This is a genomic window from Breznakibacter xylanolyticus (assembly GCF_003254275.1).
GTDB lineage: Bacteria > Bacteroidota > Bacteroidia > Bacteroidales > Marinilabiliaceae > Breznakibacter > Breznakibacter xylanolyticus.
Genome location: NZ_QKZK01000002.1, coordinates 158,292 through 172,516 on the forward strand (window position 1 = coordinate 158,292; position 14,225 = coordinate 172,516).

At 56.3% G+C, this 14,225-nt stretch carries 11 protein-coding genes; 1 reads left to right on the forward strand and 10 read right to left on the reverse strand.

The features are described 5' to 3' along the window. Window positions 1-10: 10 nt before the first annotated feature. Genes cbiB through LX69_RS01860 form a run of 3 tightly spaced genes read right to left on the reverse strand, consistent with a single transcriptional unit; the run spans window position 11 to window position 3,526 of the window. A complete protein-coding gene (gene cbiB, locus LX69_RS01850) occupies window positions 11-940 on the reverse strand; it encodes an adenosylcobinamide-phosphate synthase CbiB (protein ID WP_221621243.1) in 930 nt (309 codons plus the stop codon). Between the two features lie 22 nt (window positions 941-962). Then, window positions 963-2,024, reverse strand: a complete 1,062-nt coding sequence (locus tag LX69_RS01855) for a pyridoxal phosphate-dependent aminotransferase (RefSeq protein ID WP_111444109.1) — start codon at window positions 2,022-2,024, stop codon at window positions 963-965. Further along, window positions 2,021-3,526, reverse strand: a complete 1,506-nt coding sequence (locus LX69_RS01860; RefSeq protein WP_170124193.1) for a cobyric acid synthase — start codon at window positions 3,524-3,526, stop codon at window positions 2,021-2,023. Before LX69_RS01860 ends, LX69_RS01855 begins: the two co-directional genes overlap by 4 nt. A gap of 379 nt (window positions 3,527-3,905) precedes the next feature. Between LX69_RS01860 and LX69_RS01865 the strand changes: the two genes are divergently transcribed. Beyond that, window positions 3,906-4,256, forward strand: a complete 351-nt coding sequence (locus LX69_RS01865; RefSeq protein ID WP_111444110.1) for a hypothetical protein — start codon at window positions 3,906-3,908, stop codon at window positions 4,254-4,256. Here LX69_RS01865 and cbiD read toward each other — a convergent pair. From cbiD to LX69_RS01900, 7 genes are all read right to left on the reverse strand, one after another. After that, window positions 4,231-6,072: a cobalt-precorrin-5B (C(1))-methyltransferase CbiD gene (gene cbiD / locus LX69_RS01870; protein ID WP_111444111.1), complete on the reverse strand. Its 1,842-nt coding sequence runs from the start codon at window positions 6,070-6,072 to the stop codon at window positions 4,231-4,233. The two genes, LX69_RS01865 and cbiD, sit on opposite strands and share 26 nt — an antisense overlap. After that, window positions 6,069-7,844 carry a precorrin-4 C(11)-methyltransferase gene (gene cobM, locus LX69_RS01875; RefSeq protein ID WP_111444112.1) on the reverse strand — a complete coding sequence of 592 codons (1,776 nt, stop codon included), beginning with the start codon at window positions 7,842-7,844 and terminating at the stop codon, window positions 6,069-6,071. The genes cbiD and cobM overlap by 4 nt, the downstream gene beginning before the upstream one ends. Window positions 7,845-8,314: 470 nt before the next feature. Beyond that, window positions 8,315-9,511, reverse strand: coding sequence for a precorrin-6y C5,15-methyltransferase (decarboxylating) subunit CbiE (cbiE, locus tag LX69_RS01880; RefSeq protein WP_111444113.1), 1,197 nt, complete (start codon window positions 9,509-9,511; stop codon window positions 8,315-8,317). A 66-nt stretch (window positions 9,512-9,577) separates the two neighbouring features. Next, a complete protein-coding gene (cobJ, locus tag LX69_RS01885; RefSeq protein WP_111444114.1) occupies window positions 9,578-10,993 on the reverse strand; it encodes a precorrin-3B C(17)-methyltransferase in 1,416 nt (471 codons plus the stop codon). Window positions 10,994-11,174: 181 nt separating this feature from the next. Beyond that, entirely contained in the window at window positions 11,175-11,864 is a 690-nt protein-coding gene (locus LX69_RS01890; protein WP_170124194.1) for a precorrin-2 C(20)-methyltransferase, read from the reverse strand. A 63-nt stretch (window positions 11,865-11,927) separates the two neighbouring features. Continuing rightward, window positions 11,928-13,229, reverse strand: coding sequence for a cobyrinate a,c-diamide synthase (locus LX69_RS01895; RefSeq protein ID WP_111444116.1), 1,302 nt, complete (start codon window positions 13,227-13,229; stop codon window positions 11,928-11,930). A 195-nt stretch (window positions 13,230-13,424) separates the two neighbouring features. Further along, the gene (locus tag LX69_RS01900) at window positions 13,425-14,213 is read right to left on the reverse strand and encodes a nitrilase-related carbon-nitrogen hydrolase (RefSeq protein ID WP_111444117.1); all 789 of its coding nucleotides are present in this window, start codon (window positions 14,211-14,213) and stop codon (window positions 13,425-13,427) included. Between the last annotated feature and the right edge of the window lie 12 nt (window positions 14,214-14,225).

Genomic DNA, 14,225 nt, shown 5'->3' on the forward strand with positions numbered 1-14,225 from the left:
ATAAATCATTTTAAACAAATTGAAAAACAAGCGCCAACAACACCATGACCAAACAAACGGCATGGTTGACATAAGCAGCCACCCGGAAGTCGTTATTGACAATGTCCCGGGCATGAATCCCGATAAAGGGCTTTTCTACCAAAATGCCGTGATATACATTGGGGCCACCAAAACGCACGTTAAGGATACCGGCCAATGCAGCTTCGGGAAAACCCGAGTTAGGGCTACTGTGAAGGCGGCCAAATTTAACGATAAATTGCAAAGCACGCACCGAAAAAGTGACCAATGCCATCAACAGAGCCGTTATCCGAGCCGGGAGATAGTTGGCCACGTCGTCGATGCGGGCAGCCACACGGCCAAACAATAAATAACGATCGTTTTTGTAACCAATCATCGAATCAAGGGTGTTGACCATTTTATAAGCCATCATGCCGGGAATGCCGCCCACGAGAAACCAAAAAACAGGAGCCACCACACCATCGCTCAGATTTTCGGCCATGGTTTCGAGCACGGCCGTACGGATTTGTTGAGGCGTAAGCTGCGATGTGTCGCGTCCCACGATGCGCGAGAGCTGCACACGTCCGGCGTCGAGCCCCTGACGGTCAAGCGCCTGAAACACCATGCGCCCTTCGTGAACGAGGGTTCGATTGGCAATGCCATAAAAAAAGAAAACGAACACCAGCACCGCTTCGAGGACGGGATGAACAGAACGCCCCAACCACATCAACGCCCCAAAAAACAATCCGGTGCCAACAATCAACCCAACCGCCAAACATGCACCCTTGAGCAGACGATGCGCCCCGTTGTTCCAACGCTTTTCACCACCGGCAATCAACCGTCCAAACCCCACCACCGGATGTGGCCAATGAATGGGGTCACCCACACACAAGTCGAGCAAATAGGCCAACACAATGGCAACAACAATCAAAAAATCCATCATCAAAAAAAATATAATCAAGCGTTTATTCCCCGGCAACCAATTGCCGCAGGGCATCCAACAAAAGTCGATTGCTTTCATCCTCCTGCACGGCGATGCGGATGTCATACGCCGACAAACCATTAAAGCTGGACGCATCACGCACCAACAGACCAAACCGCTGCACCAGTTGCTCCTTTAATTGCGCGGCAAGCACCGGGGTGCGAACGATAAAATAGCCGGTAGGCGATGCTGTTACCTCACACCCTGCAATCTGTCCAATGGCCATTTGCAAATGCCGGGAACGGCGAAGGTAATCAGACAACTCGTCGGGCGTAAATGGTCGATGCTGCACGGCAAAATCGACCATGTGCAAGGCCAAAGCATTGACACTCCAAGGAGGCTGAAAAGCCGCCAGACGTCCGATCAAATCAGGATGTCCGACCACATAGCCCACCCGAAGCCCGGGTACGGCATAAGTCTTGGTCAGTGAACGCAAAACCAGCAAATTGGGAAAAATCTCCACAGCATTCACCAGCGAAGGAACCTCCTGGGCCAACCCCTGATAAGCCTCATCCACCACAAAACAGCAAGACGGGTTGTCGGCCACCATCGACAGGATGGCCTCACGGGAAACAATTCGACCCGTGGGATTATTGGGATTACACACCCAGAAAAGCCCATGGCGAAAATGACATCCATCAAAGTGTTCGGTATCGTGCCAGGGCTCTACCTGATGCCCAAACAAAGCACAGGCATGTTCGTACTCCGAAAAAGTAGGCATCACAATGCGGCTCACCTGTCCGGCAAAAAAACGGGCAATGAGGTAGATAGCCTCGGCTGTGCCATTGGTGAGCAACAGACACCCCGTCGCCACGCCCAAATGGAGCGCCAAACGTGCCGTCACCATTTCGCCGTGAGGCGGCGGGTAGGAACCCAGGCTGTCGATATGTCCGGAAAGGCATTGACGCAATTGTGGCAACATACCGCCCGGCCAAACATTGGAACTGAAATTGGCCTTTACCATGCCCGGATAACGAAACAAGTCGTCGCCATGAGGCACCGACTGTGTTGCCGTTGAAGGTATTTCTTGAGGATGCAGGGTCATTGTATCATTCGGTAAATGGCGTCCAAATCGAGGCAACCCCGCAAGTGGTCGGCCAGCAGATTGTATTGACGCTCTTTGTAGGTATAATCATCTTCAAGCCCCGTCAGGTCGATGCCATAGGGCGACAACAGCGACTGCAACACGGCCGCATTATCGAGAATGCCATGCATGTAGGAGCCCCAACAACGCTCGTCCATCCAAACGCCATCGCGGTGGCCGTCGGGCGTCATGGTCAAAGGTTCCTGAAAGGCATCAACACGGCTGATGCCCATGTGTATTTCGTAACCGCGACAAACCGCCTCACTCCCGCGAAAACGGAATTCAGTCTGTCGGGTAGTTTTCTCCTTCTCGAGGGTGGTATCCATGGGCAACAGCCCCAGTCCGGGACATTGGGTCACATCGCCCTCCACCCCGTGCGGGTCGTGCACCATGCGGCCCATCATTTGATAACCGCCACATATGCCTACCACCGACCTGCCTTGGCGACGCGCCTGCAATATCACATCCCCAAGCTGATTCTCATGAAGAAACATAAGGTCGCCAATGGTGTTTTTTGATCCGGGCAGAATGATGACATCGGCTCTCTGCAACTGGGCAGCGTCAGCCGAGAAATAGAGGTTCACACCATCAATGCGTTGCAGCACATTAAAATCGGTAAAATTACTCATGCGGGGCAAGGCCACCACACAAACGTTCAGACGACCATCAACAGCTGTTTTGCACTTGCGTGACAATGACACCGAATCCTCCTCCTCGATGTGGATGTGGTTGAACCACGGCACAATGCCAAGCACGGGCACGCCGGTAATCTCCTCAAGGATGCGCCTTCCCTCATCAAACAGCGAAATATCGCCCCTGAACTTATTGACAATTACTCCCTTCACGAGCGCACGCTCCTGCGGGGGCAGCAACATGATGGAACCATACACGCTGGCAAACACCCCTCCCCGCTCAATGTCGGTGACCAAAATCACCGATGCCCCCACGCGCAAGGCCATGGGCATGTTCACGATGTCGCGGTGTCGCAGGTTGAGTTCGCTGATGCTGCCGGCGCCCTCCATCACAATGGGGTAGTAACGTGCCGCCAAACGTTCAAAGGCTTCGTAAGCCTTGTCGAACAACGGCTTTTGATGTTCACTGTTGTAATATTCTCGCGCCGAACGGTTGCCCACCGGCTTGCCGTTGAGAATGACCTGCGAATTGAGGTCACCCGTGGGTTTGAGCAGCACGGGGTTCATGTCGGTGTGGCAGGGAATGCCGCATGCCTCGGCCTGCACGGCCTGCGCCCGACCGATCTCGAGCCCCTCAGGCGTGGCATAACTGTTGAGCGACATGTTTTGTGCCTTATAGGGCGCGGGATGAAGCCCATCCTGCTTAAAGATGCGGCACAAACCGGCAGTAATGATGCTCTTGCCCGCATCGGAACAGGTGCCGGCAATAAAAAGACGCCCCTTTTGCAGTTGTCCTTGGGATAAAGAAGTGCTTTCAGCAGAATTTGTCATAACGGGTGCAAAATTAAAGACATAATCGGGCAGGCAAGCGATAAATGGAAAAAAACATCAATAAGCAAATCATCAATGTTGTGCAGCAAATAGTGTCTAAGGGTTGAGACCTTTAATCTATTATTCACAAAATCGCGATGCACTTTCATTGCTAAACAAAATGGCTGCATCGATTTAGAGATAGCAAAGAATTTCACAAATCATAGAGACAATGTCGTTAAGCTTGCACTCTTTCATGGGCTTAGTTCTTTTTTTACATCTAAGCAGGGCTTTGCCCTACTCTAATGTCACCATTTAGATTTTGGATGCTTCGCCCATGGCCATCCAAAATATTCTGATAACTTCGAATCTTATCCATTCATTTAAACCATCAAACACTATGGAAATCGTATCAAACAGCTTCATCCAATTCCTGGGAAACCTGCTCAGCTATGCCTACATCATCCCAAACATCATCATCATGGTGGCAGCCGGCATGTTATTTTCAAAAACAAAAGAGACTTATTCAGCACTCCTACTTATCGGAGCCATCTTGTCATTCATCACTTCGTTATTTTACGCCATCATCATTCCCATCCTTTTTAAATTTAATTTGCTTTCATACGATTACCACATTACATCTGCCTATACTGTCTTTAACCTGATTGGTTTACTCGGCCACCTCTGCTTCGCCATCGGCCTGTTGCTGCTGGTGATGAGCTTCGTCAACAACACACTGAAAAATCGCTGAACGTCACCTCCCTGTCATCATTTAAAATCATCACCGTCAAGGCCATGTTGCACTGCAATGTGGCCTTGATGGCTTGGTGGCAGCGGCAAGCCATCGCCATATAAAATGGTTCCTGCCCCCCAAAAGGAATCAGGTTGCAAATGGCATTGGCCAGCGTCAGTTGACGGATGGCATCAGCCACCGAGTGATCATAACCCGCATCGAGCGCCATTTGGGCTGCGAAATCGGCATTGAAGGTGACGCGATGACTGTGAGTGTTGAGGTGCCCCTCGGCCAATTTGATGGCCTTCCCCACCATGATGCCCAGCACCAGATGGCCAAACCCTGCATCAGCCACCATCTGCACAGTGTCGCCAATGAAGTTGCCATGATGCACAAACGCCTGATGCGGCAAATGGGCAAAACGCGGCTGCACCAACAGTTCGCTGCGTCGTCCCGATGTGGCCACCATTTCGCAACAACCCATGGCCCGGGCCACCTCAATCTGCTGCCGGATGGCGCCCACAAAAGCCTCGTGCGACAGGGGCACCACACGCCCCGAGGTACCAATGATGCTAATGCCCCCCGCCACCCCCACGCGAGGATTAAAGGTGCGTTGCGCCAATGCTTCCCCATCGGGCACAAAGGGCGTCACACGCATTCCCAACGGCAACTCAAGTTCATGAGCCGTTTGGGTGAGCGCCTCACAGATCATCCGCCGGGGCACAACATTGATGGCCGGCTCGCCCACCGGGCATTGCAGCCCGGGCAGCGTCACCATGCCCACACCCACGCCCCGCTCAAAAGTGATTTGCCCGCTCGCATCCAAATCCACCCGACAACCAATTTCGGCCGCATGGGTCACATCAGGGTCGTCGCCGGCATCCTTGATGGTGAGACACGAGGCGCTAGCCCCGTCGAGATGCTGAGGATAGATGGCCAGCCGCACCCGTTCGCCTTCGGGAAGCACCACCGTCACATCGGTCGGGAAGTGCCCCGTGGCGATGGCCGCGAGTGCCGCTTTGGCACAGGCCGTCACACAGGTGCCGGTGGTGTAGCCCGAACGCAAATTGGCATCTTCTTTCCATAACTCCTTGCGCATGCTCAGCATCAAACGGTGCAAAGCTTTCACATCAAACACCGTGTGCGAAAATGCCGGCATGGGGGGCCGGCGCACCACCCAAAGCGGAATATTGTTGCGCCGCGCCACATCCTGCTTCACACTAAAATAACCACTCTGCCCACTCTCTTTGGTAAGCAGCAGGCGCGCACCCGTACGGTCGATAAGTTGTTGCACCGACTGGGCGGTGATGTGCGCCGGAGCCGCATGCACCTGCCCCGGCGGGATGCCCGACAGCAAGGCTTTTTGCATCGACAAATCGGTGTCGAGGATGCGAAAATGGACGGGCATTGCCCACACCGCTTTAAAATGAACAATGGTTTGCACCCCCGTGAGCGCCAGCACCGGTTCAACTGAATGCAAAGCCAGAGCATCGCACATCTGCGCAAACGAATCGAAAAAGCGTACACCGGGCATGTCGGTCATCAAACCCGGACGCTCAAAACGCACCACCGGCACGCCGGTTTGTTCCGATGCCGTAAAGATGTTGCCATGCAGTTGCGAGGCAAAGGGATGCCCGGCATCAATGACCAGGCGCGCCCTCACCTGACGACACAACGCCACCATATCCTCAGCATCCAGCGCCCCGTGACGATGTTCGCCATTCACGCGTTGCGAGGTGGGCGTTTGGGTGAGATACAGATAGGACTCACCCAACACATCGAGCAGATGCGCCGCCGCCAGGCCTTCGGTGGTGCCGCCAAATAACAATATCATGGCCGAAAGAGGTGTTTAAAGTTGGCATCGTAGAGTTTCGAAAGACCCGAACGGTTGTCGATGGCCTTGCCCACCACAATGAGGGTGGTGGCCGTGAGCTGATGCTGGGCGATGGTATGCGCCAGGGCATCGAGCGTGCAGCGCCATATCTGCTGCTCCTTCCATGTGAGTTTGTGGCAAATGGCCACGGGGGTGTGGGCCGGATAGTGCTCAAGCAGTTGCGCCTGCACCTCACCAGCCAGCGTGGCACTCAGGAAAATGCACATGGTGCTTTGCGACCGGGCCAGATGACGCAGTTGCTCTCGCTCGGGTACGGGGGTACGCCCTTCGCCACGGGTGAGGATGATGGTCTGCACCTCTTCGGGAATGGTGAACTGGCTTTGCAGAGCAGCTGCCGCCGCCTGAAACGACGACACCCCCGGGGTGATGCGATAGGGAATGCCCAACCGATCCATCTCGGCCATCTGCTCCTGTATGGCGCCATATATGCAGGGGTCGCCCGTGTGCAGACGCACCACAAGCAGACCACGGTCGGTAAAGGCTTTCATGGTGGCAATCTGCTCATGCAAATCCATGGCCGCCGAGTTGCGCACCGTGCAGCCCGCCTTGCCATAGCGGGTGAGTTCCACAGGCACCAGACTGCCGGCGTACAAAATCAGATCGGCGCTTTGCAGCAGCATCTTACCACGCACGGTCACCAACAACGGATCCCCGGGGCCGGCGCCCACAATCTCTACAAAGCCACGACGCTCCCGGTCGCGGTCGATGGCCAACGCCAGGGTGGCATGCTTCTCTCCGGCACGCAGTTTCTGCTTGGTCACGGCCGGGACGTTGCCCGACAGGTGCATGGCCGCCGCTTCGGCCACACTGGGACTGCCGGTGACCTGCTGCACCCGGTCGGATGGCGAGGGGGTATCGTAGCCCGCCAAAATGGTTTCGTCGATGGGCACCAGCGGAACGCCCAACTGCTGTGCCAGGGCATGCAGCGCCGGCTCATCGTGCTTGAGCATGGCGGTACCCACCGATGCCACGCTCAGAGGCGAAAAACCCTTTGCGACCAAGGCATCAGTCACCACCTGTATCAACTCAACTTCGGGAGTGTCTCGTTGACATCCCACCCCCAGATGCACCATGCGGGGGCGATAATAAACGGCCTTACGACCAAAGTCGTACACCCGGGGCGTGACGGCCAGCACCACCGCCACCTCGTCGACCGGGATGCGCAAGGCATCATGATAGATCGTGACATGAGGCGGACAGTCGCTCTCGAGAAACAGGGTTCCGGCATCTCGTGCCTCGAGCAACAAGGCGGTGGGCTCACCATTGACAAATCGGGCCATCAGCTCGGTCATTCGGCCACTGCATTCCATCGTCCAGCCGTAGCGGGCGGGCAACAGATCGAGAGGCCACAACTGCGTGGTGTCGCTCACGGTGGTGATGACGGGCGTAGCGCCCAACAGGTGCGCCAACTGCTGAGCCAGCTCATTGGCACCGCCCACATGTCCACCCGCCACGGGCTGCACAAAACGACCATTGACATCAATGTTGATGACGGCAGGATCGTGTTTTTTGTTTTGAAGATGCGGGGCAATGTGTCGCACGCAAATGCCCAGGGCGCCAATGTACACCAGCGCCCGGTAACGCTCAAACAAGAGGGCAGTGTCGATGGCATCGCCCCCGGCCAGCCGGTCGGCATCAAAGCCCAAGGCCACCAAACGATCGGCCAACTGCCGACCCGCTTCCGAAAAGGGAATGAGAATGGATGATTTCAAAGGATAGATGATTTTTTGATATCGTGATAAAAGATATGAAGATGAACAGACACCAGACAGATAGATTAGACTGAAGAGACGATCAGAACAAATCCAGAAGCTTTTCTTCATCTCATCATCTGTCTCATGGGCTTACTTCATCATCATCACTACACGACATTGAGATTTATTATAGAATTTGTAAAGAACACAACACCCAAGAGCGTTGAGTGAATTTCCCCAACAACTCCCCGGCCATCATCGATGCATGCCCCACACCATCTGCAAACGAGCGCCGTCGGCCATCAAGGTCAACCGTGTTCTCCCTGATATGGTACACGATGCTCTCCCGATGTGGTAGACGGACGACTACCCATCCGGTAGACGAGCGTCGACTTATTCGGTAGACGGACGTCTACCGTTCAGGGGGAGGATGCACCCCACCTCCTTTGCCCATGCTCCCGGACTCCGCGCCTGCCTCCAGGCCTCATTCAGCCGTCGGGGCACAATGCCTTTTGCACCACCAGCACCCAAATGGCATTGTGGTCATCGACCTGCAAAAGGGTTTCGTGCACAGGGGGGTAATGGTGGTGCCGGCACCATTGCACAAAGGTGAGGCGGCTTTGCGCCGACACGGCATTGAAGGCCAGCACACCCCCGGGGAGCAGATGGGTGTGGCAGAGGTCGAGCACCCGTGCCATGTCGCCACCATATCCACCCAAAAAGATGGCATCGGGGGCCGGCAGGGCAGATTTGTCGGCCTCACAAAAATCGCCCGTCATCAGGTCGATGCCTGGCGCGCCAAACTGGCGACAGTTGGCCGTGATGATGTCGAAGCTCTCGGGACGTTTCTCGAAAGCAGTCACCCGCAAATGGGGCGCCATCAAACGTGCCTCAATGGCCATGCTGCCGGTGCAGCTGCCCACATCCCACATCACCGTGCGCTCATGCAGCTGCATGAGCGCCAGCGTGGTGAGACGCACGGGCATTTTGGTAATCATCTTGGGACGCCCGGACAGCAGGTGAAATTCCCCCTCGGGGATGCCCCGTCGCACGGGATGGTGGCCGGTGGTGGTGAGCAAAAGGCAGTTGGGGTGGTCGAAACAACGTCCCGCCATCTCGCCCACGGGCGCCGTCACCACCTGTTGGTGTGCCCCGCCCAGCCGCACGCCCACGTGCATGGTGTAATGATGATAGCCATATTGCACCATCCGTTCAGCGATGGCCGAGGGCGTTTTGTGTTTGTCGGTGAGGATAGCCAGCTGCGGCTCGCCCAGCATCAGGGCAGCATCGAAGGCCTTCCAGCTTCGTCCGGTGAGCGACACGGTTTTAAACAGGCCGGGATTCAGGTGCAGGGCATGTGCCAGCATCTGTAAGGCATTCATGGCCGGATGCACCGTGATGTGAGCCTGCGGGAAATGCCGCATCAGGGTGTTGCCAATGCCAAAAAACATCGGGTCGCCCGAGGCGAACACCACGCGGTCGCGGCCATCGTTCAACTGCTGCAAAAAAGGGTCGAGGGGCACCGTCACGTCGAGCCACTGCGCTCCTGGGGGCAACAGCCCCGCCACCAATTCGCGATGACGTGCCCCCCCCGCAAAATGACGATGGCAGGCAATGAGCCCGGCCACCTCGGGGGTAAACACGGGTGCCTCCCGGTCGGTCAGGCCAATGAGTGTGAGGTTCATGAGATGTGTTGGTTCTACTAAACCCTCAAGGTTTTGAAAACCTTGAGGGTTTGGGCGTGAAAGACATTATGAGTGGATACCCGCCCCGGGATTGACAGCCAGGGCATCGCTCCACGAAAGAATGGCATTGAGAATGGTGGCTGCCACGTTGCTCCCGCCCTTGCGACCGCGCACAATGACGGCCGGCACGCCATCGAGACCGAACTTGACGCGGTGCTTCGACTCCTCGACATTGACGAACCCCACGGGTGCGGCCACCACGGCAGCGGGCGCAGCTTTGCCCAAACGGGTAAGACGCACCAACTCCATCAGCGCCGTGGGGGCGTTGCCAAAGGCATAGATGGCGTTGGGATGTTCGCGCACAGCCACCTGCATGGCGGCCTGGGCACGGGTCATGTGCTTGTCGGAGGCCAGTTGCACCACCTCGGGATCGTTGATGTAGCACTTCACCTCAATGCCCAACTCCTGCAGTTTGGCCTTGCGAATGCCTTCGGTGACCATTTTCACGTCGGTGACAATCACGGGAGGCTGACCGCTGTACAACAAGCGGTGAATGGCATCGACCGTGCCGGGAGCCATCTCCACAAGCTCTGCCATAGAGAAGTCGGCCGTGGTGTGAATGCAGTGTAGCGCCACCCACAGGTTTTCCAAAGGCAGATGGTCGGTGTTGCCCAGTTGATCGAGGATGTGACCGAAGCTCTCGCGCATGATTTGACGGCCGGGCTCACCCGTCGCCCCCCTGGCCGGGCCATATTTATCGGCATAGCCGCGCGGTGTCACCAGCTTGTCGTCAAAGGCAAACGATTGGGAGTTGCCAATGATAATGATCGACAACATGTCGGCATCGGCGGCCGAGAGTTCACCCAGGGTGATGACGCGCACCGACTGCTCGTCGCGCCCCACCTGCCTGGCGATGCCCACAGGCGTATGCGGTGATCGGCACTGCAAAAAGAGCTCCCGCAGGCGCATCAACTGCCAGTAACGATCGTGGCTCACGGGGTTGTACACGGCCGTGACGAAATCGCCCTGCGCGGCAGCCACAATACGCCGCTCGATGGTCTCCCAGGGCGTGAGCAGGTCGGAGAGCGAAATGGCGCAGAAGTCGTGCCCCAAAGGTGCCCCCATCAGGGCGGCGGCGGCAAACATGCTGCTGAGTCCGGGCACCGTTTCGAGCTCCACGGGCGAGGCGGTTTGCGCCTTCATCTCCCACATGAGCGAAGCCATGCCATACACACCGGCATCGCCACTGCTGATGACCGCCACCGTTTGACCCCCTTCGGCCAAATCGAAGGCTTCACGGGCACGCTGGGTCTCCTTTTTCATGCCGGTGCCAAAGGTGGCTTTGCCCACAATGAGCGGCGCAATCAGGTCGAGGTACATCGAATAACCCACAATCACATCGCTTTGCGCGATGGTGGCCGAAGCCTGTGGGGTCAGGTATTGGGCATGGCCGGGGCCAATGCCGATGATGAATATTTTCATAAGTGAAAGCCCCCCTACCCCCCGAAAGGGTGTGCATGACAGGGCGTGTTGTTAATTGATTATCAATAATTGCTTTGGATGCCGGTTCGGTTAGATCTGATCATCTCTTCTGTCTTATCTATCTGTCTATCGTCTAAACATCTTCATATCTCTCAGATGAACAATGGTCATAAAGCCCGTGCTATTGAAACACGATGAGCGAGAAGTAAGGAATCTCCCTTGCTGCCAGTTCGGTCACATCGGAGGTGAAAAACTGGTCGGGCGTGCCTGCCTTCTCAATGTAAAAGAAAGGGCGGTTGCATTGTTTGACAAATGCAGCCCAGTCGTCGCGCAGAATGCTCATCTTCATCACCACCACCACTTCGTTGGCATCGAGAGCCTGCTGCACCTTGTCGAACGACCCTGGGCGCGCCATCACGGTGATGGATCGGTCTTCATCCACCAGCGGAAGTTGCCCAATGGAAGCCGTGTGAATGAATGCCGGGATACCCGGAATGAGGTCGCAGTCAAAACCCTCGGCCTTGGCCAGACGCAGCAGATAGCCAAAGGTGCTGTAAAAAAGCAAGTCGCCCTCGCTCACCACCGCCACCCGAAGACCGCGCACGATGTCGGCTTTCACCGTTTCCCACGCCTGCCGGTAATCGTCGTGGCGCGAGGCCGGCTTCATGGGAAAGTGCAACGGTTTGCAGGGGCACAGCAGGTCGTAATGGTCGATGATGCGTTTAGAAAAACTCACCACGTTGGTTCCCTCCACACGGGTGGCGGGATAGTACACCACATCGGCCTGCTGCAATGCCTTGAGGCCTTTGAGGGTGATTAGTTCGGGGTCGCCGGGGCCGATGCCCACGCCGGTGAATGGATAGATGTTCATGGGGGTGATTGATGATGATTTTTTGGGTTGCGTTGGGTTGTAGAGACAGGGCATGCCCTGTCTCTACGTGGATAGCCACCCCAACAATTCGTTCATTTTATGGGGTTCGCCGCAATAAAAATGCATGTACGACCCCAGACAATTTTTATATCGCAGCACGGGCATTTCCACCTGTTGGTTTCGCGCAGTCAACGCCTGCGCAATGCCGCGTTGATTGCCGAAACTGGCCGTGGAATAGTGAAATTCGTGCCCCCGAAAGGTGCGCCCGTCCAGATTCAACTGGCGATATCCCAGAGTGAGGCGTGCATCGTGAAACGATGTCTCCACATCGAAGATGCCGGCCATGGGATAGGTTTGGTCATCTTTGCGCAGCAATCGGCTCAGATACATAAAACCGCCACACTCGGCAATTGTGACCTTATTGGCCTCCACATGGTCGCGTATGGCCTGCATCATGGAGGTATTGGCGCTCAGCACATCGGCAAACAGCTCGGGATAACCGCCGGGCAGCCACAGCACATCAGCGTCGGGCAGGCGGGTATCGGCCAGAGGGCTGAAAAATGTCACCTCGCCCAGCCGGGCCAGGGCATCCACATTGGCCGGGTACATAAAGTTGAAGGCCTCGTCGCGTGCCACGGCAATGCGCAACGAGCCGGGGCTATGAGGCGACGACATCGTGGCGACCGTCTCCGGAGCGGCCACGGCACCCAACAGGGCATCCAGGTCGATGGACTGCGCCATCATGCCGGCCATCTCCCCCACCAGCTCATCCATGCCATTCTCGTGAGGCATCGACAAGCCCAGGTGACGCGACGTCAGCGCCAGCCGTTCGTTGCGTTGCAGGTAGCCAAACGACGTCACGCCGGCATCTTGCGCAGCATCTCTCAAAAAGGCATAATGATTGTCGCCACTCACCATATTGAAGATGGCACCGGCAATGCGCACACGGGGATCGAAATGCTTAAGGCCATACAGCAACGGGGCAGCCGAATAGGCCATGGAACGGCCGTTGATGACCAACACCACAGGGATGTCGAGCAGCATGGCCAGCCGGGCGGGGCTCCCCTCGTCACGCACGGCACCATCGAACAACCCCATCACTCCCTCCACAATGGCCACATCGGCCGTGCGGCGCTGACGGGCAAAAAGGTCACTGACGTGCGCTTCGGCCGACATCCACGTGTCGAGGTTATAGGAGTCGCGCCCGGCCACCTGACGATGATGCATGGGGTCGATGTAGTCGGGCCCGCACTTAAAGGGCTGCACCGACAAACCCCGATTCATCAATGCCCGCATCAACCCCAGCGTGACGGTGGTCTTGCCCGAATTGGAGGTGGGAGCGGCGATTAAAAAGGCGTAAGACATTTTTTTAAGTTTAGTATTCTATATCGTTTAATATTAGAAGAGACAAGAAGATGATGAGACTAAAGACAGACAGAGGAGACTGAAGAGACAAAGAGATCAAATCTAAACATCTGTCTTCATTTCATCCTTCGTCTCACATCATCATATCATAACTCAATGACATTCGTTTAGGATGGATGTAAGACAACCCCCAAGTCACCGCATGCCCACGAACCATCCCATTCGGGAATCGCGGATGCGCAAACAATGGGCGGGGTCGATGAGAGCGGAGGCCGACACCTGGTGGTTCACTGCCTGAGTAGCCAGTGCAATCCCCTTGGGGTCGATGGCCAGGGCGACGGCCGGAAATTCGCGCCCCGACTCGCTGCAGCCGCTTTGGTTGGCCGCCACCACATACACGCCGTTGTCGTAGGCACGGGCGGGCAGGTAACGCATCCAACGCTCCAGCTTCTCATGAGGCGCTTCGCGGGGCGAAGCAAAGCCCATGGCAATGAGAAAGGCCCCTTGCCGTGACTGTTCCAAGGCCAGCTCGGGCATGTGGCTCTCGAGGCACAACTGCATGCCCATGCGAATGCCCCGAACCATAAAGGTGTCGATGCGCCGGCCGGGGGTGAACACAGCTGCTTCGCTGCCGGCAAGATACATCTTTCGATGAGAACCAATGAGGCGCCCCCCGTCGAACAAAAACTGGGCGACATAGCAATCGTCGTCTTCCCGCCAGGGCATGCCGGCGGTAAAGGCCACATCCGTTTGAACCGACAAGGCCAACAACCGGGTCAGCACATCGTGCTGACGCCCGACAAATCGGGCGACCGACTCGGGACGGGTGATGTACCCCGAAATGCTCATCTCGGGAAACACGGCCAGTTCAATGCCTTGTTCCCGAGCCTGACGCAGATGACGCTCCAGAGTGCCAAGATTGGCATCGGGGTCGCCTGCAACGCTGGCCATGGCGATGGATCGGATGGATAGGGAGTGGTTCATTGAGATAAAAGA